21 protein-coding genes are annotated in these 25,200 nt (G+C 62.1%); 9 read left to right on the top strand and 12 right to left on the bottom strand.

The annotated features are described in order from the left end of the window. Positions 1 to 4: 4 nt before the first annotated feature. Both JAO77_RS08700 and JAO77_RS08695 read right to left on the bottom strand, forming a co-directional pair. Positions 5 to 631: a response regulator gene (locus JAO77_RS08700; protein ID WP_198989940.1), complete on the bottom strand. Its 627-nt coding sequence runs from the start codon at positions 629 to 631 to the stop codon at positions 5 to 7. Positions 632 to 677: 46 nt separating this feature from the next. Then, positions 678 to 2,669: a tetratricopeptide repeat-containing sensor histidine kinase gene (locus tag JAO77_RS08695; protein ID WP_198989939.1), complete on the bottom strand. Its 1,992-nt coding sequence runs from the start codon at positions 2,667 to 2,669 to the stop codon at positions 678 to 680. 160 nt (positions 2,670 to 2,829) lie between these two features. On the opposite strand from JAO77_RS08695, the gene JAO77_RS08690 reads away from it, so the two are divergent. From JAO77_RS08690 to JAO77_RS08665, 6 genes are all read left to right on the top strand, one after another. Next, positions 2,830 to 3,429 carry a carboxypeptidase-like regulatory domain-containing protein gene (locus JAO77_RS08690; protein ID WP_198989938.1) on the top strand — a complete coding sequence of 200 codons (600 nt, stop codon included), beginning with the start codon at positions 2,830 to 2,832 and terminating at the stop codon, positions 3,427 to 3,429. Further along, positions 3,430 to 3,597: a hypothetical protein gene (locus JAO77_RS08685; RefSeq protein WP_198989937.1), complete on the top strand. Its 168-nt coding sequence runs from the start codon at positions 3,430 to 3,432 to the stop codon at positions 3,595 to 3,597. A gap of 56 nt (positions 3,598 to 3,653) precedes the next feature. Next, entirely contained in the window at positions 3,654 to 4,478 is an 825-nt protein-coding gene (locus tag JAO77_RS08680) for a hypothetical protein (RefSeq protein ID WP_198989936.1), read from the top strand. Positions 4,479 to 4,621: 143 nt separating this feature from the next. Beyond that, entirely contained in the window at positions 4,622 to 5,401 is a 780-nt protein-coding gene (locus JAO77_RS08675) for a hypothetical protein (RefSeq protein WP_198989935.1), read from the top strand. 41 nt (positions 5,402 to 5,442) lie between these two features. Beyond that, complete coding sequence (locus JAO77_RS08670; RefSeq protein WP_198989934.1) at positions 5,443 to 6,510, top strand: sensor histidine kinase; 1,068 nt, start codon at positions 5,443 to 5,445, stop codon at positions 6,508 to 6,510. Then, complete coding sequence (locus JAO77_RS08665; RefSeq protein WP_198989933.1) at positions 6,485 to 7,237, top strand: LytR/AlgR family response regulator transcription factor; 753 nt, start codon at positions 6,485 to 6,487, stop codon at positions 7,235 to 7,237. Before JAO77_RS08670 ends, JAO77_RS08665 begins: the two co-directional genes overlap by 26 nt. Positions 7,238 to 7,278: 41 nt before the next feature. On the opposite strand, the gene JAO77_RS08660 is transcribed toward JAO77_RS08665, so the two are convergent. Together JAO77_RS08660 and JAO77_RS08655 are read right to left on the bottom strand one after the other, a co-directional pair. Next, positions 7,279 to 8,316, bottom strand: coding sequence for a phosphotransferase enzyme family protein (locus JAO77_RS08660; protein WP_198989932.1), 1,038 nt, complete (start codon positions 8,314 to 8,316; stop codon positions 7,279 to 7,281). After that, positions 8,307 to 9,215, bottom strand: coding sequence for a nucleotidyltransferase family protein (locus tag JAO77_RS08655; RefSeq protein WP_198989931.1), 909 nt, complete (start codon positions 9,213 to 9,215; stop codon positions 8,307 to 8,309). The genes JAO77_RS08660 and JAO77_RS08655 overlap by 10 nt, the downstream gene beginning before the upstream one ends. A 345-nt stretch (positions 9,216 to 9,560) precedes the next feature. Here JAO77_RS08655 and JAO77_RS08650 point away from each other — a divergent pair, with 345 nt between their 5' ends. From JAO77_RS08650 to JAO77_RS08640, 3 genes are all read left to right on the top strand, one after another. Next, positions 9,561 to 11,504, top strand: coding sequence for a peptide-N-glycosidase F-related protein (locus JAO77_RS08650; RefSeq protein ID WP_198989930.1), 1,944 nt, complete (start codon positions 9,561 to 9,563; stop codon positions 11,502 to 11,504). A 221-nt stretch (positions 11,505 to 11,725) separates the two neighbouring features. Beyond that, positions 11,726 to 12,463, top strand: a complete 738-nt coding sequence (locus JAO77_RS08645) for a hypothetical protein (RefSeq protein ID WP_198989929.1) — start codon at positions 11,726 to 11,728, stop codon at positions 12,461 to 12,463. A gap of 99 nt (positions 12,464 to 12,562) precedes the next feature. Then, positions 12,563 to 13,297, top strand: a complete 735-nt coding sequence (locus JAO77_RS08640) for a DUF1963 domain-containing protein (RefSeq protein WP_198989928.1) — start codon at positions 12,563 to 12,565, stop codon at positions 13,295 to 13,297. Positions 13,298 to 13,582: 285 nt separating this feature from the next. On the opposite strand, the gene JAO77_RS08635 is transcribed toward JAO77_RS08640, so the two are convergent. The 8 genes from JAO77_RS08635 to JAO77_RS08600 all read right to left on the bottom strand — a co-directional run bounded on the left by JAO77_RS08635 (position 13,583) and on the right by JAO77_RS08600 (position 24,965). Beyond that, a complete protein-coding gene (locus JAO77_RS08635) occupies positions 13,583 to 14,263 on the bottom strand; it encodes a hypothetical protein (protein ID WP_235998318.1) in 681 nt (226 codons plus the stop codon). 335 nt (positions 14,264 to 14,598) lie between these two features. Beyond that, the gene (locus JAO77_RS08630) at positions 14,599 to 15,639 is read right to left on the bottom strand and encodes a bile acid:sodium symporter family protein (RefSeq protein WP_198989927.1); all 1,041 of its coding nucleotides are present in this window, start codon (positions 15,637 to 15,639) and stop codon (positions 14,599 to 14,601) included. 107 nt (positions 15,640 to 15,746) lie between these two features. Further along, positions 15,747 to 18,869 carry an efflux RND transporter permease subunit gene (locus JAO77_RS08625; RefSeq protein ID WP_198989926.1) on the bottom strand — a complete coding sequence of 1,041 codons (3,123 nt, stop codon included), beginning with the start codon at positions 18,867 to 18,869 and terminating at the stop codon, positions 15,747 to 15,749. A gap of 145 nt (positions 18,870 to 19,014) precedes the next feature. Further along, complete coding sequence (locus JAO77_RS08620; protein WP_198989925.1) at positions 19,015 to 20,118, bottom strand: efflux RND transporter periplasmic adaptor subunit; 1,104 nt, start codon at positions 20,116 to 20,118, stop codon at positions 19,015 to 19,017. An 82-nt stretch (positions 20,119 to 20,200) separates the two neighbouring features. Further along, positions 20,201 to 21,514, bottom strand: coding sequence for a TolC family protein (locus JAO77_RS08615; RefSeq protein ID WP_198989924.1), 1,314 nt, complete (start codon positions 21,512 to 21,514; stop codon positions 20,201 to 20,203). A 114-nt stretch (positions 21,515 to 21,628) separates the two neighbouring features. Continuing rightward, positions 21,629 to 22,744 carry an AI-2E family transporter gene (locus JAO77_RS08610; protein WP_198989923.1) on the bottom strand — a complete coding sequence of 372 codons (1,116 nt, stop codon included), beginning with the start codon at positions 22,742 to 22,744 and terminating at the stop codon, positions 21,629 to 21,631. A 170-nt stretch (positions 22,745 to 22,914) separates the two neighbouring features. Continuing rightward, complete coding sequence (locus tag JAO77_RS08605; protein WP_198989922.1) at positions 22,915 to 24,282, bottom strand: HAMP domain-containing sensor histidine kinase; 1,368 nt, start codon at positions 24,280 to 24,282, stop codon at positions 22,915 to 22,917. Next, positions 24,279 to 24,965, bottom strand: a complete 687-nt coding sequence (locus tag JAO77_RS08600; protein WP_198989921.1) for a response regulator transcription factor — start codon at positions 24,963 to 24,965, stop codon at positions 24,279 to 24,281. Before JAO77_RS08600 ends, JAO77_RS08605 begins: the two co-directional genes overlap by 4 nt. Positions 24,966 to 25,200 lie beyond the last annotated feature (235 nt).

Genomic DNA, 25,200 nt, shown 5'->3' with positions numbered 1-25,200 from the left:
GCGGCTACAGCAGCTGGTAGTGCGCCGCCTGCCGAATGAGGGCTGCCGTATTATTCACCCCAAACTTGGTTAGCAGGTTGCGGCGGTGGGTTTCGATGGTGAGGATGCTCAAAAACAGCTTATTGGCCATGGCCTGACTGGTGAGGCCGTCGGCCATTAGTGCTAGCACTTCCTTTTCGCGGCGCGTGAGCAGTGGCGCGGGGTCAGCGGCGGGGCCGGGCTGCAGCAGCAGCTCCTGTACTTCATCGCTGAAGTAGCGGCGGCCGGCGTGCACGCGCAGAATGGCCTCGATTAGCTCTTCGGGCGGGGCATTTTTGAGCAGGTAGCCGGCCGCGCCTTCCTGCATGAGGCGCGTCACGTAGCTTTTTTCGTGCGTGGTCGTGAGCACTACCACCTTCAGGGCTGGGTGCGTGGCCCGCAGCTGCCGGCACACCTCCACGCCGCTTTGGTCGGGCAGGTTGAGGTCGAGCAGCACTACCTCGGGCTGCAGCTGGGCCACAGCCGCGTAGGCCTCGGCCGCGGTGGTGGCCGTGCCCACTACCGCAATGGTGGGCAGCGGGGCCAGCAGCATTTGTAAGCCCGCCAGCAACATGCGGTGGTCGTCTACCAACAGCACTTTTATCTTTTCCATGGGCAATGATAGCAGCGTAACTAAACTTAATATCTCCAGGCAAGTGCTAGGCCCCGCCGCTGGGTAAGGCCGTTTGCAGCTCGATGCTGACCGTGGTGCCGTGGCCGGGGCGCGACTGCACCTCCAGCGTGCCGCCTAGGTACTGCACCCGCGCCCGCACGCTGCGCAGCCCTACACCGGCCTGGGGCGCGGCCGGGTCGAAGCCGCAGCCATCGTCTTCGACTACCAATTGCAGCTCGGGGCCGTGGCGCATGAGCTGCACCAGCACTTGCTGAGCGCGGGCGTGGCGGCGGGCGTTGGCCAGCAGTTCCTGCACCAGGCGGTACACCTCCACCTCCAGCGCCGGGGCCAGGCGCTCGTCGAGGCCGTAGAGCTGCACCTGCACCTGTGGGCCCTCGGCCCCGGCGCGGGCCGCGGCTAAATCGTGCAGCGCTTGGCTCAGGCCAAACGTCAGCAGAGCCTCGGGCATGAGGTTGCGGGCCACCTGGCGCAACTCGCCGATGGTGCTATCGAGGTGCGCCGCGGCCTGTGCCAGCAGCTGGGCTGGCTCGGCGGGCAAGCCGGGCCGCTGGCTAGCCGAAGCCAGGTACAGGCGCACGGTGGCCAGCATGCCGCCTAGGCCATCGTGCAGGTCGCGGGCCAGGCGGCGGCGCTCGGTTTCTTGCCCGTGCAGCACGGCCTGGGCAGCGTGCTGGGCCTGGGCCTGGGTTTGCCGCTGGGCCGCCAAGCGCCGGCGGTACTGCCACAGCGCCAACCCTAGGGCTCCTACCCCCAGCAGCGCCAGCAGCAGCGCCAGATAGAGCGCGCTGAGTTGGCGCTGCTGGCGCAAGGCCTGCGCCTGGGTGGCCTGCGCCTGGCGCAAGCTGCGCAATTGCTGGGCCTGCTCGCGGGTACGAAAGCGGGTTTCGAGCTGGTTTAGCTGGCGGCGGGCCGCCGCGCTGGCCAGCGTATCGAGCAGCTGGCGGCTGCGGCGGTAGTAATGCAGCGCCGCCATTCCCTGGCCTGCCTGCTCCTCAACTTGGGCCAAGCTTTGCAGCACGGTGGCGAGCGGCTGCGGGTCGCCGCGCTGCTCGGTTAGGGCCAGGCTTTGCAGCAGCCGTGTGCGGGCCTGGGCCAGGTCGCCGGCTTGCTGGTCAAGTTGGGCTAGGCCCAATAAGAGCTGCGCTTGGTAGCCGGCGGCTCCTTTGCGAGTAGCATAGCCTAGGGCTTGGGTAAAGGCCTGCCGGGCGGCCGAGGCTTGCTGCCGGCGTAGGTAGTACTGGCCCAGCGTGCCGTAGTACTCGCCAGCATAGAGGCTGCCAGGGTGCACCAGCGGGCGGGCGGAGGCCAGGGCTAGGTCGGCACTATCCAGGTGGGCGTTTTGCAGGTGCAGGGCCGCCAGCTGCAAGTATGCGGGCAGCAGCTCGGGGGCCGGGCTGAGGTGCGGAGACAGTGCCACGGCCCGCCGCCAGTAGCCCGCCGCCCGGGTTGGCTGCCCCAGCACCAGCAGGCAGTTGCCAAGGTTGGTGTATACCGTTTGTAGGGTGGCGGCCTGCTCGGGGTAAGGCAGGAGGTAGGTGGTGGCGGCCAGGTAGTGCGCGGCGGCCTGGGCATACTGGCCCTGGTGGTCGGCTGCGCTACCTAGGTTATTGGCAATGCCCGCCAGCAGGCGCGCCAGCCGGGCGCTGGGCTGGCGCCGATACAGGGGCTGCACCACTGCTTGGGCGCGTGTAGCATAGTGCTGGGCGCGCAGTTGGTTGCCCCTGATGAGCGCCAGCGCGCTGAGCTGCAGCCAACTGTGCGCTTCCCCATAGCCGTAGCCTACCGCTGTGCTCATGGCCAATGCCTGCTTAGCCAGCTGCCCAGCGCGGGCCGTGTCGGTGGCGGCCAGCGCGGCCGACTGCCGGAGGGCGTCTTTGGCGCGGGTGGTATCGGCGGGTGCACCTAAGGCACTGGCTCCGGCAGGCGAGCCGCTGAGTAGCACTAGCGCCAGCAGCCACCGCCCCCAGGCAGTGCGGCGCGGGCGGCCGCGGCAAACAAGAAAAGCTGCGCTGCTCATGGCTGGTAAACTTGGGTAGGAAACGCGATAAAACCAGGCCCTGGACTGAAACTACTGGTTTCTAGGTAGGCCAAAATCCCCCTTTTCGGCGATTGAGCGGCGTGGGTGCGGCGGCCACCTTTGCAGCTGTCAATCCGCATTTTTAGCTGCCGTCATTGCCATGAGAGTTGCTTCCTACCTAGGGCCCGTACTGGGGCTAAGTTTGGCGCTGCTACCGGCCTGCCGCCAACAGGCGCCCGCCCCGGTGGTAGCGCCGGCGGGCATTACCGGGCAGCTGCTGGCCTTCGACCAGCAGGCCGCGGCGCAGCCCCTGTCGCCGGCCAACGTCACCGTAACCGTGCTGGGCCTTGTGCCCGCCGTGACCGCCACCACCAACGCCGATGGGGAATTTGCCTTACCCCAGCTGCCAGCGGGCACCTACAGCCTGTGCTTCAGCCGGCCTGGGCTCAGCTCTTTCTACCTGCGCGGCATTGCCCACCCCGACCCTGAGCAGCCTACTGCCCTGCCCGAGCGCTACTCGCTCTATGCCGAACCCACGGTGCGGGCTACCGACCTGCGCGCTACCACCACAACCGGCACCGTCACCTTCGACCTGACCCTACGCAATCCGCAGCCTCTTGATGTGTTTCGCTACGCGCTGTACGTGAGCGACTCCCCTACGCTTAGCTTTGCCACCGCCCGGCGGCTGGTGCAAGGTGGGACAGGCGGCCTACCCGCGGCTACCACGTACCCTATCAGCCGGACATTTAGCCGGGCGTAATTGCAGCAGGCCGGTGCGGACTTTGCTGCCGGCACTACGGTGTATGCCGTGGCCTACGGCGCGGGCTTGTGGGGCATGCTTTATACCGACCCCGCCACCGGCCAGCGCCTAGACTGGCCCAGCCTCAACTTAGTTCCGTCGCCGGTCGTCAGCTTCACGATGCCCTAAGCCAACGTGCCACGCGGCGCGCCCTAGGTGGTCATTTTTGCTGCATTATGCTTTATATGCTTCGCCTTCGATTGTCTTGCCTGCTGGCCCTGCCTCTGCTGCTAGGCGGGTGCGCTGTTTCGTCGGTTTCTTCCTTGCTGCCGCCAACCTCGCCCAATCCGTTTGCCGAGGCGGGCGGCACCCGGTGGGTGCTGCCACAGGCCGCCGTGCGGCGGGCCAACACCCCGCCTAGCTTCGGGCCCTACCAAGTCAGCAACCTGCACCGGGGCTGGCTGAACACGCGCACCGAGTTCTACCAAGCGCTACCTCCCGCCACCGGCGTGGCCGTGCTCGACCTGCTGCGCCGCCCCTACCTCGAGCGCACCCGCACCAGCAAGGGCCGAAGCAGCTACCACTTTGCCGACGGCCAAGGCCATGCAGCCGACATCTTCACCACGACCGAAGCCCTTTCGCGCGAGCGGATGCTCAGCCCCAACCTAGGCGTGGGTCCGCCGGCCGCCGAGCAGTTTTCGGCCATCGTGGTGGGGCCGCAGGTGGCGCAAAGCACCGCTTGGTACCTCGAGCTGCCGCAGCCACCCCACGCGCTACAGCCCGCCGACCCCACTGCCGTAGCGGGCCGGGTGGGCGATGATGCCCACGTTTTGCTCACCTTGCAGCGCCTTCCGCACCCGCCCCTTACCCTGCGCAACGGCCGCCGGGTGCCGTGGCCGGTGCTCGACCAGCCTGGGGGCATTGCGGTGGTGTATCAACAGCAGCGCATTGGCTACATCGACTATGCCACTGCCCAGCCCAGCGTGTGGCTGCGCGACGACCTGCCCGCCGACTTACGCTTTCTGACGGCCGCCTGCCTAAGTGCTGTGCTGCTGCGCAGCGGCTGGTGAGCTACGAAGATGGGGTGTAGGTATTCGCGGTGGCTTTTCCGGCACTCGCGCGGTTTTTCCGGCATTGGCGCGAAAAGGCAAGCGCTCGCGACGGGGGCGGCGCAGCTTTGGGGCATCAATCACTGCCTCTCCCCTACTCGGCCATGAGCACGACCACTGAGAAACTCGCCCGCGACGTAAAATTTCTGAAAGCCTACGCCCTAGCGGCTACCCTGCTCCCGCTCACAGGGCTGCTGTTTGCCTTCAGCAAGCCCGACAAGCCGGTTCGCTTCAGCGAGGTTTCGGTAGAGCGCCTCAACCTAGTGGAGCGCGATGGCACGGTGAAGATGATAATGAGCAACCAAGAGCGCTTTCCGCAGGGCGTGACCATCGATGGCAAGCACCTTGATTTCAAGCGTGAGCACCCCGGCATGCTGTTCTACAACACCAAGGGTGAGGAGTGCGGCGGCCTGATTTTCGGGGGGCAGCGCGACTCGGCGGGCCGGGTATCAGCCGGCGGGCACTTCTCGCTCGACCGCTTTGGTCAGGACCAAGTCATTGCCCTCAACTACCAGGAGCATGGCGGTGGCTACAAGGCCGGCCTCACTTTCAATGATGCGCCCAACGAGTCGATGACCACCCTGGAAGAAAAATATAAAGCCGCCACGCCCGAGCAACAGCAACAAGCCCAGAAAGCCGGTAAGCTAGGCTTGCAAACCCGCCTATACGTGGGCACCACAGCCGGCCGCTCCTCGGCCCTGCTTATGGCCGACCAAAAGGGCGAAAACCGCGTGATGCTGGTGGCCAACACCGAGCAATCAACGCTCGATTTCAAAGACAGCCAGGGCCGCACCCGCCTCACCATCGGCGTCGATAAGAGCAACCAGCCGGTGCTGCGCTTCCTCGACGAGAAGGGCCAGCCGGTGAAGCCGGCGGGCCAGTAGCCTAGGTCGCTTTGGCAGCGTCTTCTACCTTGCGGCCTCCCATGCGCAAGCAACCCTGGTTTTACCTGTTCGTCTTCGGCCTGGCCTTGCTGCTGGCCGTGTACACGCGCCTGACAATGGCCGAGCGCGCCGAGGACTTCTACCTATTTCCCGACGCGCCGTTTTGGCTGTTTCTAGAAGCCCTGCTAGTGGTGCATCTGCTCGACCGCCTGCACGGGCGCGCCACGCGCCGCGGCCAGGCCAGCGGGCGGGCGGGCTACTACTTCGGGCTGCTGTGGCGGGGGGCCGTGCTCTTTGTGGGGCTAGTGCAGTTGTTGCAAGGCGCGCTGCTGCTGGCCCACCTAGGCCGCGGCGACTACGGCAGCTGGTACGAGGTGGCCCGGGGCTTGGCGGCCCTGCTCTTGCTATACTTGCTGGTGGGCAGCGTGTATCTGCCGTTTCTCTATCAGCAGCACGCCAGCCAGGTACGCCTAGCCCTGGAGCAGGCCGAAAAAGCCGCTACTCAAGCCCGGCTGCAAGCTTTGCAACAGCACGTCGACCCTCATTTCCTATTCAATAATCTCAACATTCTGTCCGCGCTCATCGAGCCTACCAACGAGGCCGCCCTCGACTACGTGACGCACCTGGCCAGCCTCTACCGCTACCTAGTGCGGGCCACGCAGCGCGAGGCCGTGCCGGTGGCCGAAGAGCTGGCCTTTGCCCGCGATTATCAGTTTTTGCTGCAGCGGCGCTTTGGGGCGGCCTACGTGTTTGAGGAGGATGTGCAGCTGACACCCGCCGAGCAGGCCGAGCGGCTGGTGCCGCCGGGCGTGCTGCAAGAGCTGCTTACCAACGCCGTGAAGCACAACCTAGCCAGCCGGCAGCAGCCGCTGCTCATTCGCCTCACCCTTACACCGGCGGCCCTGCGCCTGGCGCACCCGCGCCGCCCTAGGCCCACACCGGCCGAGGGCACGGGCAGTGGCCTGCCGGGGCTGCGCGCCCGCCTGGCCTTGCTCACCGACTTGCCCCTAGTGGTCGAGGATGAGCCCGCGTACTTTGCCGTTACGGTGCCGCTACTGGCGGCCCTCCCCTCGCCCCCTACCCATGCGCTTACTGCTCCTAGAAGATGAAGAACCGGCCCTAGCCCAGCTGCGCCGCTTGGTGCTGCAGTTTTACCCCGCTGGCACGGTAGTGGGCGAATGCCAGCAGGTGAGTGAGGCCGTGGCGTTTTTGCGGACCCACCCGGCTCCCGACCTCATCTTGTCCGACATCGAGCTGCTCGATGGCAATGTTTTTCAGCTGTTTAGCCAGGTGCCGGTGAGTAGTCCGGTGGTATTTGTGACAGCCTACGACACCTTTCTGACCCAGGCCTTCGAGCAGAATGGCATTGCCTATGTGCTCAAGCCCCTGCGCTACGAAGCCTTAGCGGCAGCCTTGCAGAAGTTTGAGCGCTTGCGCAGTTCCTTCCAGGCCGACGCCCTGCGCCACCTAGCGGCCCTGGCCGCGCCCGCCCCGCGCTACAAAGAGCGGCTGGTAAGCAAGGCTCGCACTGGCCTCTACCTGCTCGATGTCAGCGAGCTGGCTTACTTTCAGCTGCGCAATGGCGTGACCCATGCCGTAGACCAGCAGGGCCGCAGCTTTGTGCTAAGCGAAACCCTGAGCCAGCTCGAAGCCGTGCTCGACCCAGCCACATTTTTTCGCCTCAATCGCAGCGAAATGGTGCACTTGCGGGCCGTGGAGCGGCTAGAGCCTTACTTCAATGATACCCTGGTGGTGCACCTCAAAAACCAGGCTGTTACTCTTACTAGCAGCACTCACCGCACCCCCGAGTTGCGCCGCTGGCTGCTAGGTAGTTAAAGCCCACTTTATTCACGGTTTTCTTGGCGATATCACAAGCGTTAATGTACTCCTAGAAAGCGCCGTAGCTCTGTGAGCAAATGCAACTGGTTTTGCGCCCGGTCGAGGTTTTGGGTGGCGTAGCGCGTGGCGTAGTACACGTCGCCTTTGAGGTAGTCGGTCAGAAACCGAACGGCCTGGATGAAGATGACCGTCTGGGCGGCGTAGTCCAGGTTTTCGGCCTCGATAGGCGCCAGCAGGCCCCCTAGGTGGTACCGGAAGCCCTGCTTCACGGCCAGGTACATTTCCGGGTCAAATACGCTGGCGGCCTGGGCGTCGTCCTCCGTCGCGGTGTTGGTGTAAGAGCGCGCCATGTCGCCAAAGTCGTAGAGCAGCGTGGCCAACATTACCGTATCGAGGTCGATTACGCACAGGCCGCGGCCGGCCTCGTCGAAGAGCACGTTGCTGATTTTGGGGTCACCGTGGATGAGGCGGCGGGGTAGCTGGCCGGTGGCCTGCCAAGCTAGCCACTGGTCGGGCAGCGCCAGATGGTCGTTGACTTGGCGGATGGCGGCCGCGGCTTGCTGACGCCGCGCGGGGCTAGCCGACCCTAGGGCCGCCTGGTAGTCACGCATCCGCTTGCCGAAATCCACGAAGCCGGGCAAGGTCTCTTCGGGCTCCGCGGCAGGATGCTGGTTGAGGTAAAACAGGAACTCACTCAGGATTTTGGCAGCCTCGAAGGCCGTAGCTGGGCGGTCGGCTTTGTGCAGCGTATGCGCGCCCGGCACGAAATCTAGCAGGCGCCAGGCGCTGTTTGCGTCGTCTAGCAAGTAGAGGCCAGTGGCGGTTGGGCGCTGCCGCACCAGGGCCCTAGGGTAGTCCGCTTGGGCTAGCAGCTCGTTGACCAGGTTGTGGTTGCGCACCACCGCCGCGGGGCTTTGGAAGATAGCGGAGTTTATTTTTTGCAGGATAAAATGCTGCGCCTGCCCGACTAGCTCTACTCGGTACGTGGCATTAATGAGGCCATCGGTAATTGGCGTGATGCGCAGCTCGCCGCTGCTGCAAGCCGGAAAATGGCGCGCGATAGCCCTTAGGTCCATAGCGGCGCCGGGTAGCGGTGCTGAGCGATTTCCTGCTGCACAAACTCTACCAACTGCTCCTTGTCGCCGGCGTAGGTAACGCCCATCCAGCGCGAAGGCGACAGCCGTACTCGCACCCGGATGAGGTCCTCGGCCAGCAGCGTCTGCACGGCCACCGGCAAGTAAAACTCGCTGGTTGGCGCGGGGGCCGCGCCCAAGAACTGCGCGAAAAGCGACCCTAGGTGCTCGAATATTGACGGGTCGAACACCCAGCAGTTCATCGATACCGGCTGGTCGGGCGGCAGCGTTAGTTGCTGCCCATCTTTCTCGTACACAACGCCGTCGGCCTCACGCCGCAGGCTGTGCTGCTCATCAATGCTTTGCAGCCAGCCCTGGCCATCGACCTGGCAAATACCCCGCGATACCACGCCTTGCTCGCTTAGCGTGGCCGCCACCGGGAAGGCCAGCAGCTGGTAAGTGGCGGCATCGACCTCGCCCAGCGCCTGGCTGGCCAGCGGGTACAGCTCACGGCCGTAGAAGTCGTCGGCGTTGAGGACGGTGAAGGGCTCGGCGATGACCGGCTGAGCGCATAGCACCGCTTGGCCGGTGCCCCAGGGCTTGGTACGTTCGGAATAGCTTAGGCCCGGCAGCACGCCCACGGCCGGGTCCTGCACTACCCAGTGCACCTCGGCCTGCCGCTGCGTGAGCACGACCGTCAGCCGCTCGGTAAAGGCCGCCGGAATCTGCCGGTTGATGATGAATACAAACTTGGTAAAGCCCGCCGCCAGCGCGTCGAACACCGAAAACTCCAGGATGCTTTCGCCGTGCGGCGTGATGCCGTCGATTTGCTTGAGGCTGCCGTAGCGGCTGCCGAGGCCCCCGGCCAGCACCAGCAGGGTACGTGGTTTAGTAGTTGACATGGAGCGCGAAAATAGGTTGGCGGGCTTTGTACTCGCCCTTGGTAAATCTCAAACAGCTACCACTGGTTAACTCAGCGGGACAATGGCGTGCTAGGTGGCTGGGTCGTACACATCCCGCGGAAAATTAGCTTTACGCTTGATGCACTCGATAAAGCTATTAATGACGAAAAATCCATGCCGCTGTGGTCGGCTAGCCAATTTTCACTTGCATAGAAGAGCGCATGTTAGCTCGTATCTACCGGTTTCAGTAAATAAAGGCCGAGCGAGGTGCTGCCGCACAAAATGCTGCGCAAGCAACCTAGGCAGAATAAATAGGACATTTGCCTACTCTTACGCCTGCCCCCAATGCTCGCACCCTCTACGTCTAAGTTTTTCGCTTTTCTATTTGCGATTGTTCTCACCCTTGTTGCCACGGCCACCCGCGCCGCCGACACGCTACATGTGGTTACGCACCGGCGCGTCGCGGTCGTGACGGACCCGTCTAAGGGCACCAACGTCTACAAAGCCTGGGGGCGGTTTCCGGCGGCCAAAGAAGGTATTCGGAGCATCAAGCTAAACGTGCGCCTAGGATGCCCCGACGGCATGCGCTGCGCCGACTGGGACTACAACGACCGCATCACTATCCGGCGCACGGGCGGCGTGAAGGGCGCCTCGCAAGACTACGAAGTGGGGCGGATGCTGACGCCCTATGGCGGCGCGTTTGGCAAGGATTGGCACTTCAACTGGGAAGTGGACATCACCGATTTTAGCCTGCTGCTGCGCGACAGCGTGGAGATAGAGTACAACCACACTGGCTACGAGCCCAACCAGGACCGGGGCTGGAGCGTGACCCTCGACTTTGAAATCGTGAAGGGCCGCCCGGCCTGGGAGCCCATCAGCATCCAGAAAATCTACGACGGCTCGTTTCGCTATGGCGACCCGGCCAACAGCATCGAAAACCTGCTCAAGCCCGTGGACTTCACAGCGGCCAAGGACGCGGCCTTTGCGCGGCTGCGCGTGGTGCAAACCGGCCACGGCATGGACAAGCCCGACGGCTGCGGCGAATTTTGCGACAAGTACCGGGAGCTGTGGGTCGACGGCAAGCTGTTTGACAAGCGCCCCATCTGGAAGCAATGTGGCGACAACCCGCTCTACCCCCAGGCGGGCACTTGGATATACAGCCGCGCCAACTGGTGCCCCGGCGACCTCATGCAGCCTGACCTATACAACCTGCCTGTGCTCGGCGGCAGCCACCACACCCTAGACCTGACCATGCAGCCCTACACCGCAGCTGCGACACCCAGCGCCGACGAAGTGATTTCGGCCTACCTAGTGCAGTATCGCAAGGCCGCCGCCCAGCACGACGTAGCGCTGGAAGCCATCGTGCGGCCTTCGCTGCAGGATATTTATCGGCGCGACAATCCGGCCTCCATGCAGCCTCGCATCATCGTCAAGAACATGGGTGCCACGCCGGTGCGCAGCCTGGCGGTGCGCTACGGCTCGGCTGGCAGTGCCCTGAAGCAGTACCAGTGGCGGGGCAGCCTGGCGCCCAGCGCGTCCACGGTTATCGACCTACCGGGCACTATCGCCGGGCAGGCGGGGCGCCACACCTTCGTGGCCGAGTTGCTGCGCCCCAACGGCAAGGCCGACCAATACACCGCCGACAACCGCCTGGCCAGCCCCTACGAAGCGGCGCCCACACACGGCGGCGACCTGGTCGTGCAACTGCAAACCAACAACCAGCCGGGGCAGAACAGTTACACCCTGACCGACAACGCGGGCAAAGTGTGGCGGCAGCGGCCGGCGGGCTCACTCAAGGCCAATACCTTATACCGCGACACGCTGCATCTGCCCACCGGCCAGTACCGATTTGCGCTGCTCGACTCGGCCAACAACGGGCTGGAGTTTTGGGCTAACCCTAGGGGCGGCCGCGGCAAGTTGCGCCTGCTCAACGCCGCTGGGGCTATGCTCAAGGACTTCGAGTCGGACTTTGGCTCCTCGGTGGTGTATGACTTTGCGGTGGGGCAGCCGGTGGCCCCCGTCACGGCGCAAACTTCGTTTGGGCTCTACCCTACCAGCACCAACGGCCCCACGACGTTCGACTACTACGCCAACTTTCCGGAGGACCTAGTGGTGCAGCTCGTGACCGACCCCGGCAACGCGGTGGTGGAAGAGCACCGCTACCCACAGCTCAAGGAAGGCACCTTTACCTACGACCTCAGCCGCTTTCCCAAGGGGCGCTTTTATTTGAAGGTGCTGGTAAACGGCCAGGAGAAATTCAAGAAGCGCATTCGCCTTAAGGAAAGATAAACGTCAACTAGCGCCTGTGTCATCTCGCTAATGTCAGCCCTAGGTGTGGGGCGGCTTGGGCGTAGGGCTACAACAGCTACCGCGAGCTGCGCAGCTTTTACTTTATTCAAGCAGTGCGTGCTTTCACACCGTTGGCCCCCAACACGACACCAGCAACATGCGTATCGGGCAGGAATTCCGGCCGGGCACCGCTGGTCCCTTTGCTATCTGCCGGTAATGCTATGCCGCACCGCCTTCGCACTGCCTTAGGGGGCCTGACTACCGGGCTGCTCGGCCTCGGCGCCTGCCAGACGCCCGAAACACCGGAGCGGCCGCCGCGCCTAGTCCCGCTGCTCGAAACAATGGCGCCCCGCTACCGCCCCATCCTCAACCGACAAGACACGCTGGAGAGCTTTTGGGCGCCTGACTCGTTGTATACCGACATTCTTTTTCAGCTCAGCAATGCGCACCGCAGCCAAGTGCTGCTGCGCGTGCAGTTTGTGCCGGCGTCGGTGGCTGCGGCGGCCCGGCTCGATACGCTCACGTTTCGCCGCACCTATCTGCGGCTGGAGGAGTATGAGCAGCCCGGCTACCACTGGGATTTTTTCGCCGAAGCCAGCACCGAGCCCAAGGTGGCTGAAACCGCCGACGGCACCCCGCTCCGCATGTCGATTACCTACTCCTGGCGTCTGGCGCTGCTGGAGCATCGGCGCTGGCCAGCCGGCAACACCTACGAGCGCAACTCCTACCTAATGGACTACCCGTTTGGGCCCGTGGCCGAGGCCCGCGTTAGTGATTCGGTGGTGTACGTGCGGGCCTACCCGCTGCGGCCCGACCGCCCCCGGCCCGACACCCTCTACACGTACTTCCAGCACGGCAAGCGCCGCAAGCGCATTCCGGTAGTGGCCGACCAGCTCGACACCACGCGGCAGGCTCTGCTACGCCTGAGCTTCCGCGTGCTCAGCCACTCGGACAATTGAGTGCGCTGGCTAGCAAGCCGCTGGGCTGCGGCCCGCGGATGCCGCTAGTTTGGCCCTAGGTAGCAATAAGTACTCCTACAGAATTGATACTGCCCCAGCATGCACACCGAACAGACTCTGGCCGAACAGCTCCGGACCCGGTTACAAAGCCTGCTCCGCACCCGGCAACTACTGCTACCCACCCTAACCGAGCGCCCGGCTACTTCCCAGCTATACTCGCACAGCGGCGGCGACCCTTATTTTGAAGCCGGCGAGAGCTGGCCGACCAACCCCGAAACCGGCCAGCCGCTGGAGCTAATTTTTCAACTGGTGAGCCTGAATGGGGAGCTGCCCTGGCCCTTTGAGGCACAAGTGGTGCAGTTTTACCACAACTACCACTGGGGCGAGCTGCCCTATGACGACAGCTACCCCGCCGATTTTCAGGTGAAAACCTACCGGCTCATTAGCCCCGAGCGGCAAGTGCTGCTGCCACGCCCGGCCATGCTGCCGACGCTGGCCTTCACGGCGCTACGCACCCAATCCGCCCCCTCGCTGCCCGACGATGACGAGCTGGATGACCTCGCGCCCGATGTGCAGGCCTTGTGCGAGCAACTCCGCCCCGACGACTGGCGCACGGCCTACCACGAGGCCGTGACCGAGCTAGCCGGCGAGCCCGACTTAGGTTCCTGGGTGGGCGGCTACGCGCAGTGGCTGCAAGGGGCTTATCCAACGGGCACCTTCTGGCTGCAATTTGATAGCACCAACGACTTTGCCTGGGGCGACTCGGGGCTGCTATATTTCTGCGTAGATGGGGCCGACTCGGCTACCATCTCCTTTCAACTGCAAAGCTGTTAGCACCTGGCGCTGGTAGCTCCGAGCCGCAGGCCAGCACCTAGGGCGCGAGGTCGGCCAGCGAGGGAGCTTTTAGGCTAAGAGCACGCTTGAATTTCGTACTAATACCCTCGAATTGGGGTCATGCTGAGCTTGCCGAAACATCTCTACTGCCTCGTTGGGCGGTGCGATAGAGATGCTTCACTGCGTTCAGCATGACCCTAGTTTGAAAAATTCAAACACGCTCTAAGCTCTGTGCCTGCTTACCCACCAGGCCGGGCCCAGCAGTGACCTAGGGCACCGCCGAGGCTACTTTGCGTGGGGCTTGCGGGCGGCTTTGTAGCTTCCAAACGGGTTTTTCCAAATCACATCCAGGGCCAAGTAGTGCACAAGCAGCGGCGAAGTAGTACCCAGGCGGTTTGCCATGTAGCCGACATCGAACGTAAACGGCAGCTCTTTAGGCGACAACGAGTAGTACAGCGTAAACCGGCTTTCCTGATAGGCAAAGGCAGTCCATCGCCGTGGATAACTCAGCCTGCTCGTGGAGAACAGCTGCTCTGAGCTGCCAATGAGCCGGTGCACACCCGCAGCATCCAAGCCAACCGTCAATTGCAGGCGCAACCGCGTGCGCAGCTGCATGAGCTCCTCCTCTTCGGTAAAGGCTGGGGTATAAAACTTGCGGAACTCCTGCCGGAGCGTAGGCACGAACTTGAGACGAGGCGTTTCTAGCAAATAAGACAGGCGGCTGTAGGCTCGGAACTCCTGCTCGAAGGGCGGATTGGTGTGCTCGAAAGGCGCCTGCTCTGCATAAACATCCTGGTGGCGGTAGCTGAGGGCAAACGATTGCTGCCAGTGCTTGCCAAAGTGGCGGTAAAACTCTTGGTTTAAAACCAGAATTGCCGGCTTGTACAGCAGATTATAATTATCCGGGTTGCTCTTGCGGCCGAGCCCGACATAGCTCATCGATTGCCACCGATGCAGAGAATCCATATCCTGCCGCACGCCGAAAGCAGCCCACTCCACTGTGTGGGCCACCCCCAAACCCGGCGGGCTAATCTGGGCTGAGACTTGATGAATCGTAAAACAGAATAGAAAAAAGAGCCTTTTTCGTAACGCCATCCACTTCCGCTTAAGGTTTGATAAATAGGTATAAGCTAGCAAATTACTGAGCTTTACCTGTAAGCAATATGAAGGAATTGTTACCTAATGCGCTGCTTTTGGTCACACGCAGGGCTAGGGCTGCCGCTGCGCCACACGCCAAAACGCCCCCGAAAACTTGCGTCTTCGGGGGCGTTTTTCGCTACCCTTTTATCTATCTATTTTGGTTAGCTCATCCTAGGTGAGAGGTTTTCACTTTGGCGACCTAGGTACTGGGCCATGCTGCTGGCCAGAATAATTTGCAGGGCGTGATAGAGCATGAGCGGCAGCAGGATAAGCCCCGTAGCGGTGCTGGCCGGAAAGAGCAAGCTCGCCATGACACTACCGTGCACCAATGACTTTTTGGAGCCGCAAAACACGGCCGTAATGTTGTCGGCCCGCGAGAAACCCAGCGCCCGGTCTAGGCCCCATACCAAGGCAAATACCAGCAGGTACAGCCCCATCATGCCCGCGCTGAGCTTCGCGATGTCGGCGGGCTCGTAGCTGCTGAAAATGCCCTCGGCAAACGACTCGCAAAACGCCGTGTAGACGATGAGTAGGATGGTAACCTGGTCGAAATAGCGCAGGGCAGCTTTGTGGCGGTCGACCAACGCGCCGAAGCGCGAGTTGAGCAAAATGCCCGCGCCCACCGGCAACACTACCTGCCACAGCAGTTGCGCCGCCAAGCCCCACAACTGGCCGCCGCCCGTGCCAGTGTGCAGAAATAAGCTCGTGAGCAGTGGCGTGAGCACGATACCCAGCAGGCTGGACATGCTGGCGTTGAAAATGGCCGCCGGCATATTGCCGCCCGCAATGCTCACCATCACCACCGAGGTAGAAACCGTGCTAGGTAGCGCGCACAAAAAGAAAATACTTTGCCACAGCAACTCGCCTTTTTCCGTCCCGAACAGCGGCTTGACCAGCAGCGCCAGCGCCGGAAACAACACGAAGGTGGTGAGCTGCACTACCAAGGGCAGCCGCCAGTTGCGCATGCCTTCGCGCAGCTTGTCTAGGTTCAGCTTTAGCCCATAAAAGAAGAAAACCAACGCCACACCCACCGTCGTAATCAGATGCCACGGCACGGGGCTGGTCTTGCTGCCCACGTCGGGCTGCCAGTAGGCCAGGCCTACTACGCCTAGTAGCGCCAGCAAAAACCAGTCGAGCCCGGCGCGGGAAAGCAGCGCAACAAAACGGTTGGGTGTAGGGGCAGGCGCGGACGGTTGACTCATGAAATGATGGATTAGATGCAGTAGCGCGGACTTTTAGTCCGCGAGTGGAGAACAGTTGCTACTGGCAGGCTAAAAGCCCGCGCTACGTGCCGTTACGGCAAAAGCGTTCAGGGCGCCGTTTTCAACGCCTGCTGCCGGCGGCGATATTCGCCGTGCGTGCGCTCGAAAATGAGCGGGAAGATGAAAAGCGTGAGCACTGTAGAGGTAATAAGCCCCCCAATGACGACAATGGCCAGCGGCTTCTGCGTTTGGGAGCCGATGCCCGTGCTAATGGCCGCCGGAAACAAGCCGATGGCTGCCATCATGGCCGTCATCAGCACGGGGCGAATGCGGGAGGTAACACCTTCGTAGATAGCCGCGTCTAGCGGCATCTTTTTCAAGATGTTCTGCTTGAAAACGGTGATGAGAATGACGCCATCCTGAATGCAGATGCCGAACAAGGCAATGAAGCCGATGCCCGCCGAAATCGAAAAATTAGTGTGCGTGAGCAGCAGCGCCGCAATGCCGCCTGTGATAGCAAACGGCACGTTGAGCAGCACAAGCCCGGCGTCCTTCATATTGCCGAACAGCACGAAGAGAATAAAGAAAATGAGCAGCAGCGAGATGGGCACCACCACGGCCAGGCGCTGGGTAGCGCGCTGCTGGTTTTCGAAGTCGCCGGCCCAGGCGTAGGCGTAGCCTTTGGGCAGCGGCACCCGCGCATTCACTAGCTGCTGGGCCTCTTCGATGGTAGAGCCCATGTCGCGGCCGCGCACCGAAAACTTGATGGCAATAAAGCGCTGCGTGTCGTCGCGGAAGATGAGCGAGGGGCCGGTGAGCAGGTTGATTTTGGCGATTTCGCGCAGCGGAATTTGGGTACCGCTGAGCGTGGGCACCATCAGACGGCCGATTTCCTCTTCGGTCTTGCGGAATTCTTCTTGATAACGAATACGAATACTGAAGCGCCGCTCGCCCTCGTAGAGCTGCGAGGCTTCCTTGCCGCCGATGGCCAGCTCGACCACGGCGTTGGCGTCGGCCTTACTCACGTTGTAGCGGGCCATGCGCTGCTCATCCAGCTCTACGTGCAGCTCGGGCTGACCGAGGTTGCGCACCACGCCTAGGTCCTCGATGCCCTTGATGCGGCTCAGGATGGCGTACACGCTGTCGGCTTTCTGGTCGATAAACGTGAGGTCGTCGCCGTAGATTTTGACGGCGATAGAGCCCTTCACGCCCGACACGGCTTCCTCCACATTGTCTTGGATAGGCTGCGAAAAGTTGAACACCACCGTGGGCAGCAGCGCGTGCAGCTTGTGTTGCATGCTATCGATGAGGGCCTCACGGTAGGCCGGGTTTTTCAGCTCCGGAATATGCTTGGTATCCACGTGAAACTCCACATTGTAGAAGCCCGTGGGGTCGGTGCCGTCGTTGGGGCGGCCGGTCTGGCTTAGTACCTGCTGCACTTGGCTGAATGACCCTAGGGTGCTGCGCATCTGCTGGGTCAGCTCCGTCGATTTGGTGAGCGAAATGCTCATTGGCAGCGAGGCGCGCACGTAGAGCGAGCCTTCGTCGAGTTGGGGCAAAAACTCGGTACCTAGGAGCCGAAACGCGCCGATGCCCACTACCAGCCAAATAGCGGCGAAGGTCAAGCTCACCGCCTTGTGGGCGTACACACGCCGAAAAATCGCCAAGCTGCTGCGCGTCACGAAGTTGATAAACGGGTTGTTTTTCTCCCGCACATTCTTGTTCAGCAGCAGGCTAGCCAGCATTGGCACCAGCGTGAGCGTGGTAATGAGCGCCCCGAGCAGGGCAAAGCCCAGCGTCCAGGCCAGCGGACTGAACATCTTGCCCTCTACCTTCTCAAAGGAGAAAATGGGCAGCAACGCCGTGATAATGATAAGCTTGGCCGTGAAGATGGTTTTGCCCATCTCGGCCCCGGTCTTGCGGATGAGGCGCAGCTTGGCCAGCTTGTTGAATTTCTCCATGCCCACCTTATGCGCCAGATGGTCGAGCGCCACGAAAATGCCCTCCACCATCACCACGGCCCCATCCACGATGATGCCGAAGTCGATGGCGCCCATACTCAGCAGGTTGGCACTCATGCCCCGCAGCCGCAGGCAGATAAAGGCAAACAGCAGCGCCAGCGGAATCACGACCGATACCACGACCGTGGTGCGCCAGTCGGCCATAAAGAGCAGCACCACCAGCGTCACCAGCACAATGCCTTCTACCAGGTTGTGCTGCACCGTGCCCACGGCGAAGCCAATGAGCGTTTCGCGGTTGTAAAAGGTCTTGATTTTGACGCCCGCGGGCAGAATTTTCTCATTCAGCTCAGCCACCTTGGCATTGAGGCGCGTGATGACTTCGGAGGGATTTTCGCCCTTGCGCATCACCACAATGCCTTCGACCACATCGGGCTTGCCATCAAGGCCCACCTGCCCTAGGCGGGGCAGGGCCGACTCGCGCACCTCGGCCACGTTGCGCACCAAGATGGGCGTGCCCTTCACGTTTTTGATGATGATAGTGCGAATGTCTTCCGGCGTGCCCAGCAGGCCAATGCCGCGCACCACGTAGGCTTCGTCGTTCTTCTCGATAATGTCGCCGCCCACGTTGATGTTGGAGCGCGCCACCGACTCGTACACGTCGAGCGGCGTGATGTCGTACTCGGCCAGGCGGCGCGGGTTGATGCTGATTTCGTAGCTCTTGACCTCGCCGCCAAAGCTGTTGACGTCGGCCACACCTGCCACCGACTTAATGCGGCGCTCAATCACCCAGTCCTGAATAGTTTTTAGCTCACGCACGTCGTGGGTGTCGCTGGCCAGCGTGTAGCGAAATATCTCGCCCGTGGGACCGTAGGGCGGCTCTACCTCAGGCTCGATGCCCTCGGGCAAGGCGGCTGAAGGCAGCAGATTGTTGACCTGCACGCGGGCAAAGGCGTCGTCCACGTCATCATCAAACACCACCTTCACCACCGACAGCCCAAAAAGCGTGGTCGAGCGGATGTTGGTTTTCTTCTGCGCCGGGTTCAGCGCCACCTCAATGGGCAGGGTGATGAACTTCTCAATCTCCTCGGCCGAGCGCCCCGGCCACTGCGTGATGATGGTGACCTGGGTGTTGGTCACGTCCGGAAACGCGTCGATGGCCGTGCGACGGTAGCTGTAGAGCCCCGCGGCCACCACCAGCGCCGTGCAGAAGAAAATAAAGAACCGGTTCCGGAGCGAGAAGCCCAGGATGCCGTGGATGAATTTGTGCATAATATAATGGATAACCCCACCCTCAGCCCCCTAGCCCCTACCCCCTCGGGGGAGGGAAGCCTGACGACTGAGCAGCGTTGGCTTGCGGTCGGCTCCCCTCTCCCGGAGGGGGTAGGGGCTAGGGGGCCGGGGGTGGGGTAAGACGTTATTGATTCAGCGTGTGGTAAGCCAGCAGCGCATTGCGCGATACCACGCGCTCGCCGGGCGCCACGCCGCCGTTGAGGTAGGTGCGGCCGGCGGTAGTGCCAGCCGTTTCCACGGGGCGGGTTTCCACGTGCTGCCGGTCGTGATACACCAGCACGTAGCTGCGGCTGCGCTCAAACACCAGCGCCGACGACGGCACGCTGAGCTTACTAGCGCCCGTGGCCGACGATACGGTGATGGTAGCAAACATCTCCGGCTTGAGCTTATTGTCAGGGTTTGGCAGCGGCACTCGCACGGTCATTACCCGGCTTTCGGGGTCGAGGGCGCTGAAGGCGTTGTCGATTTTGCCGGTCACCGGCTCGTCGGGGTAGGCCAGGGTTTTAACCACGGCCGGGGTGCCGGGGCGTACCCGTGAGATGTCGTCTTCGTACACGCTACCTAGGGCCCACACCGTTTTCAGGTCGGAGATGACGAAGCTCGGCTGGTCGTTATCGGCGCGCAGCTGCGTACGCAGGTTCACGGTTTTCTCCACCACAAAGCCGGCGGCCGGGGCTTTTACCAGGTAGCGGCCTGCCCGCTGGCCCGCTTGCGTACCGTAGATGCTGCCGATTTCGCGGTTTTTCTGCACCTCGGCCTGGGCGCGGCGCACCTCCTGCTGGGCCAACTGGTACTCCCGCGCCGAGGCTAGCCCATCGGTGTATAGCTCCTTGGTCGAGGCCAGCTCTTGCCGGGCCTTGGCCAGGTCCACGCTGGCCGTGGTCGCCTCCGAGCGGAAGGTGGCAATGTCGGAGCTTTCGATTTCGGCCAGCACCTGCCCGGCCTGCACGTACTGGCCCAGCGTCACATTCACCTTGGTCACGATGCCGCCCACCAATGGGTACACCTTATGCACCCGCGCTTCGTCGTAAGCAATTTTGGCCGTGAGCTTCAGCTCATTCACTACCGGTTGCTGGCGCACGGTATCTAGCGCGATGCGCGCCAGCAGCGAGTCGGACAGCATCGGCGCGGCCGTGGCGGGCCGGCCAGCAGGCGCCTCGGCCGGATGTTCCGAGCAGGCCGAAAGACCGGCTGCCAGCAGGAGTACAGGTAGGAAATAGCGTTGCATGGATAGAGTAGGTAAAGCTGTATTGGTCATGCTTCGCTGCGCGCTGCATGACCAATGTTGGTGTTGCATAGCTCAAGCTGTCCTAGTACACAAACACCTGCTGACCAAGCTGCTCGTTGAGCTTGTCGAAGGCATTGAGGCGCTCGGCGCGGCTCTGGTTGAATTGAATGACGCCCGTTTTGTAAGAGTCCAGAAAGTCCAGAAACTCGAGTAGCGTAATAGCCTTGCGCTGGTAGCTGCGCAGCACGCCATCGAGCAGGCGGTCGGCATCGGTGAAGTAGTCGGCCGGAAATGCCTCGGCGAGGCGCTCGGCCTCCTGGGCTTTGCGGTAGGCCTCAGTTACTTCGTTTACCACGCTGGTCTCCTGCTGGTTGAGGGCCTGCTGGCTGCCCTGGTGCTGCGCTTCCGCCAGGCGGATATTACCCTGATTGCGGTTGAAAACCGGCAGTGGCATACCCACCGTGAGGCCGGTGTAGTGCAGGCCCACGGCCCCGTTATGGTCGTAGAAGGTACCTAGGGTGAGGTCGGGCACCGCCAGGCTCTTTTGCAGGCTGACGTTCTGGCTTTGCTGCCGCACGGTGGCCGCGCTGGCGCGCAGGTCGGGGCGGTTGGTACGGGCGGTTTCCAGAGCCTGACCTAAGGGCAAGGCACCTAGGCTCAGGCTAGCGGGCGCACTGGCCGGCAGCACAGGGCGCAGGTAGCGCGGCTGCCGGCTGCCCAGCAGCAGGTTTAGCTCCGACTGGTCTTCGGCAATCTCGTTGCGCAGGTCTTTCAGCTCGCTTTCCAGCTCAAACAGCTGGCTCTTAAGCCGCACCACTTCCTTGAGCGGTACGTTGCCGCGCTGGTATTGTGCCTGCGTGATGGTGAGCGTGCGCTGCAAGGCCGCAATCTGCCGGGCATACATGACCTGCGTTTGCTGGCGGTAGTAGAGCGTCACGAAGTTTTCGCGCAGCTCGTAACGCAGCGTGCGCACGAGGTCAGCAAACTGCAACTCCGCAATTTCTACGCCCGTGCGGGCGTAGGCGACGGCTTTGCGGCGCTTGCCCCCCAGCTGCACCAGCTGCTCGATGCCGCCCACCACCTGAAACCGCTCCTCGTTGTGCTCAAAAAAGCGTCCGTTGTTCGGGTTGAACAAGTTGCGCTCCAAGCTGATAGTGGGATTGTCGAACAGCCGCGCCTGAATTACCTCGGCCTGCGCGGCCGGGATATTGAATCGCTCGGCCAGCAGGGCGAAGTTGGTACCTAGGAAGGCCGCTTCGGCCTCGGGCAGCGTAAGCGCTAAGCTATCGACCCTCGCCGGCACGGCCGGGGAACCGCCTAGGGTAGCTGGCTGCGCCCGCGCCGGCACGAGTGCCAAGCTAAGAATTAATAAGTTGATAATTAAGAGAATTTGCATAGCCTAGGGGGTGCTCCGAAGAGCTATGCAAAGGTCCGAAAGCCTGCCAAGCGAGAAATTACAGGCTCATTAGAAGAGTATTAGAAGGAGATTAGAATACCGCCCTCCCCGCTGTTACTGCTCCAGCGTGGAGTTTTTCGTATCTACCCGCCGGTACATTATTAGCTCCACCTGCTTGTCCAACTGCTCATCGAAGGGATGGCGAGCCAGGTAAAACTCTTCGTAGAAAGCCTTGATGAAGGCGGTGAGTGGCGTCGCAATCAGCGCCCCCGGCAGGCCAAAGGCCGACCCCATTATTAGCATCAAAAACAGCGAAGAAACCGGATGCAGGTTCATGGTAGAGGAGCGCACGCGTGGCATCACTAGGTCGCCCATTAGCTCATTCATGACGAGGTAAAACAGCGCCACCCACAACGCGGTAGTCGGGTCGATGGCCAGGGCTACGAGTACGGGCGGGGCGGCCATGAGGTAAGGCCCGATTTTGGGCACCAGCTCGGAGAAGAATGCCAGCGCGGCCCACACCCACACGCCGGGTATATCCATGATGTTCAAAAACATTGCCGTAAGCACAGCCTCCAGGCTGCCCACCACCACATTCGACCACATCCAGCCAATTACCATCTTGGACGACTTACCTAGAGCGCGGGCCGCCGGCTCGCGCCGGCTGGCTGGAAACAGCGATAAGTAGAGCTTGAGCAGGGGCCGCGGCTCGATAACCATGTACAGCACCATGCTTAGCAGCACAATGAGCAGAAAAACCAAGCCCAGCGCCGACAACGAATACTGCCCCACCCGCTGAAGCAACACGGGCAGCGAAGGCAGTTCCTTAGTCAAGCTTTCTTCATCGAAACTCAGGTGCTTTTGCAGCTGCGGATATTTTTCGAAGAGGGCCGAAAGCTGCTTGGACAGGTTCTGGGCGTACGTAGGCAGATTGCTGGCCAGCTCCGAGAGCTGCTCCGTGATGCGGGGCACGGCTAGCCAGCCCAGGAGCCCCAGCAGCCCTAGCACCGCGCCAAACACCAGCAGCGCCGCTAGCGGGCGCGGCACGTTGCGGTCGGCTAGCCAAGTAGTGGGCGCGTTGAGAATGAGGGCGAAGATGATGGTGAACAGAAACAGCAGCAGTACGCCACTGACTTGGTAGCACAGCCACAGCAGCACGACGAGGCCAGCCGCCAGCAAAATAGCCTTAGACAAGGCCGCGTAACGGCTTTCAGTTGGGATTTCAGACATAGGAAGAGACAGAAGTAATGGAGGCAGGCCTAGCCAGAGGCCGCCAGCAGGCAGTAAGGGCGCCGATGCGCAAAGACGCTTTAGCCAACCAGGCTAAAAGCTACTGGCTCAGCAAAATCACCTACGTATTTCAATAAATAGGCAGCCCCAGCTAATAGGCTACGCAGGCGCTACACCCGGCGCAGCGGCATCCGCACCCGCATGGTTGTGCCCTGATGCAGCACCGAGTCGATTTCGAGCGTGGCCCCGTGCAGCTCCAGAATCTGGTTAGCCAGGGCCAGCCCCACACCGTAGCCCCGGATGCCCTGAGCATTAGAGGCCCGAAAAAACGTCTGGCGCACCTGGGCTAGCTCGTTTGGTGCAATGCCAATGCCCTGGTCGGTGATGCTGACAACGGCCTGCTGGTCGGTGCAGTCGAGCGTGCAGGTGACGGGCGCGGTCGAGAACTTACAAGCGTTGCCAATCAGGTTGCCGAGGGCCAGCCGAAATAGGTGGCGGTCGCCGGGCACATCGAGCTGCTCGGCATCGGCGGGCAAGTGGCGCAGTAGCACCTGGATGCGGCTAGGGTCGTAGTGCGCGGCTACTTCTTCGCACGTCTCATAGAGCACCTCGTCGAGGCGCATGGTGCTACCCGGTTGCAGGCCCGCTTCGTGCGAGTCGAGCTGCGCGAGTTGCAGCAGTCGGTTGATAATTTCCTTGAGGCGGTGGGCGTCTTGCAGGGTCGATTGCAGGGTTTCAACATAGGCCTCGGGCGTTCGCGGCCGGTTGAGCGCAACTTCCAGCGTAGCCATGATGCTGGTAAGGGGCGTGCGAAGCTCGTGCGAGGCGTTGCTGACAAAACTCTTCTGCCGCTCAAACGACTCCTTCAACCGCTTAAGCATGAGATTCAGCGTGGCCGAAAGCTCGCCTACCTCGTCGTTGGGTTCGCCCGCGGGCAGAGGCAGGCGCAAGTCGGCGGCACTCACGCGCTGCGCCTGGTGCACTAGCTGGCTGATGGGCGCCAGCGCATTGCGCGCAAACCAGCGGCCCAGCACGAAGCTTACCACCACGCTCGCCAGCAGCACGCCCGCCGACACAAGGCGCAGATAAGCCAGCCGCGCCTGACCGCCGTAGTCTTCGGCCGCCACCAAGATACAGAAATCTCCCTGGTTATCCTGGTAATAGATACCGACCACTTGCCGGGCGCCGCGCCGCCGCTGCACCGCGCCCTCACGGCGCACGCGGGCTAGCAGCGCTGGGGTAAAGGCACTGTCGGCCTGCGTATTGAAGCGCAGGCGGCCGGCCGCGTCAAAAATGCCGATGACCTCGCCGTGCAGGGTGCGCAGGAAGCGTTGCCGGGTGCGGTTGGTGGAGGCAGGGCTTTGCTCGTCGGCTTCCAAAAAAAGCGCGGCGGCCGTGTGGGCGCGCTCGCGCAAGCGCTGCTCGTACTGCTGCCGCGTGTTGTGCCACGACAGGTAGTAAACCGTGCCTAGGCCCGCCGTTAGCAGCAGCCCCATCAGCAGCGTAAACTGCCACGCCAGGCGCGTGCGGATGGTCATAGCGCCGTGGGCTCGTCGCGCAGCACGTAGCCCATGCCCACCATCGTCTGAATAAGGCGGCGGCCAAAGGGCTTTTCTATCTTATTGCGCAAGTAGTTGATATACACATCCACCACGTTAGTGCCAGTGTCGAAGTTCAGCGTCCAAACTTTCTCAATCAGGTCGGCGCGCGACAGTACTTCGTTTTTGTGGCGCAGCAGCACTTCAAGCAGCGCAAACTCGCGGGCGGTGAGCGTCACGAGCTGGCCGCCGCAGGTCACCTGCTTGGTGGTGGGGTTCAACTCCAGGTCAGCGGCTTGCAGCACCACGGGGCCAAAATCGGGCCGGGCACGGCGCGTGAGCGCCCGCACCCGAGCCAGCAACTCGCGAAACTCAAAGGGCTTAACCAGGTAGTCGTCGGCGCCCAGCGTTAGAGCCTCCACCTTGTTGTCAGTGGTACCTAAGGCCGTGAGCATCAGGATGGGCACCTGCGCATCGCGCCGCCTGATGAGCTGGCACAGCTCGTAGCCATTAAGATGCGGCAAGCCGATATCGAGCAGAATGATATCGTACTGCGTACCTAGGGCCATGAGGTGGCCGGTTTTGCCGTCGAAGGCTACGTCTACTGTAAAGCCTTCCTCCTCAAAACCTTGTTTGAGCACGGCTATCACCTTCAACTCATCTTCTACCACCAAAACTCTCATAAGTATCTCAAATTAGTGGGGCCCCAGCGGCATGCCCTACAGGCATTACTCCTACCTGACATTGGTAGCAATGCCCCGCCCTACAACGCAGCGGCAGGCTAGCAACGAACCAGACGGAGACCAGCAACCGCTGGTTCTTTTGGCTGCCACAAAGGTACGGCCAGCAGTAAAGGGCTACATTAGAAGCACATTAGACTTGCTGTTGCCTCTATGGCTGCTTAGCGAGCGCTGCTGC

The organism is Hymenobacter sp. BT559, assembly GCF_016427535.1.
Lineage (GTDB): Bacteria > Bacteroidota > Bacteroidia > Cytophagales > Hymenobacteraceae > Hymenobacter.
Note: the sequence above shows the minus strand (reverse complement) of the source record. Positions and strands in the feature narration are given on the sequence as shown.

What these genes read in the sequence shown, in the direction of transcription:
- JAO77_RS08700 (WP_198989940.1), bottom strand. Translation starts at nt 631, where the DNA reads ATGGAAAAGATAAAAGTGCTGTTGGTAGACGACCACCGCATGTTGCTG.
- JAO77_RS08655 (WP_198989931.1), bottom strand. Translation starts at nt 9,215, where the DNA reads ATGTCAACTACTAAACCACGTACCCTGCTGGTGCTGGCCGGGGGCCTC.
- JAO77_RS08695 (WP_198989939.1), bottom strand. Translation starts at nt 2,669, where the DNA reads ATGAGCAGCGCAGCTTTTCTTGTTTGCCGCGGCCGCCCGCGCCGCACT.
- JAO77_RS08660 (WP_198989932.1), bottom strand. Translation starts at nt 8,316, where the DNA reads ATGGACCTAAGGGCTATCGCGCGCCATTTTCCGGCTTGCAGCAGCGGC.
- JAO77_RS08645 (WP_198989929.1), top strand. Translation starts at nt 11,726, where the DNA reads ATGCCGCACCGCCTTCGCACTGCCTTAGGGGGCCTGACTACCGGGCTG.
- JAO77_RS08690 (WP_198989938.1), top strand. Translation starts at nt 2,830, where the DNA reads ATGAGAGTTGCTTCCTACCTAGGGCCCGTACTGGGGCTAAGTTTGGCG.
- JAO77_RS08625 (WP_198989926.1), bottom strand. Translation starts at nt 18,869, where the DNA reads ATGCACAAATTCATCCACGGCATCCTGGGCTTCTCGCTCCGGAACCGG.
- JAO77_RS08620 (WP_198989925.1), bottom strand. Translation starts at nt 20,118, where the DNA reads ATGCAACGCTATTTCCTACCTGTACTCCTGCTGGCAGCCGGTCTTTCG.
- JAO77_RS08600 (WP_198989921.1), bottom strand. Translation starts at nt 24,965, where the DNA reads ATGAGAGTTTTGGTGGTAGAAGATGAGTTGAAGGTGATAGCCGTGCTC.
- JAO77_RS08670 (WP_198989934.1), top strand. Translation starts at nt 5,443, where the DNA reads ATGCGCAAGCAACCCTGGTTTTACCTGTTCGTCTTCGGCCTGGCCTTG.
- JAO77_RS08640 (WP_198989928.1), top strand. Translation starts at nt 12,563, where the DNA reads ATGCACACCGAACAGACTCTGGCCGAACAGCTCCGGACCCGGTTACAA.
- JAO77_RS08665 (WP_198989933.1), top strand. Translation starts at nt 6,485, where the DNA reads ATGCGCTTACTGCTCCTAGAAGATGAAGAACCGGCCCTAGCCCAGCTG.
- JAO77_RS08650 (WP_198989930.1), top strand. Translation starts at nt 9,561, where the DNA reads ATGCTCGCACCCTCTACGTCTAAGTTTTTCGCTTTTCTATTTGCGATT.
- JAO77_RS08680 (WP_198989936.1), top strand. Translation starts at nt 3,654, where the DNA reads ATGCTTCGCCTTCGATTGTCTTGCCTGCTGGCCCTGCCTCTGCTGCTA.
- JAO77_RS08615 (WP_198989924.1), bottom strand. Translation starts at nt 21,514, where the DNA reads ATGCAAATTCTCTTAATTATCAACTTATTAATTCTTAGCTTGGCACTC.
- JAO77_RS08605 (WP_198989922.1), bottom strand. Translation starts at nt 24,282, where the DNA reads ATGACCATCCGCACGCGCCTGGCGTGGCAGTTTACGCTGCTGATGGGG.
- JAO77_RS08630 (WP_198989927.1), bottom strand. Translation starts at nt 15,639, where the DNA reads ATGAGTCAACCGTCCGCGCCTGCCCCTACACCCAACCGTTTTGTTGCG.
- JAO77_RS08610 (WP_198989923.1), bottom strand. Translation starts at nt 22,744, where the DNA reads ATGTCTGAAATCCCAACTGAAAGCCGTTACGCGGCCTTGTCTAAGGCT.
- JAO77_RS08675 (WP_198989935.1), top strand. Translation starts at nt 4,622, where the DNA reads ATGAGCACGACCACTGAGAAACTCGCCCGCGACGTAAAATTTCTGAAA.
- JAO77_RS08635 (WP_235998318.1), bottom strand. Translation starts at nt 14,263, where the DNA reads ATGGATTCTCTGCATCGGTGGCAATCGATGAGCTATGTCGGGCTCGGC.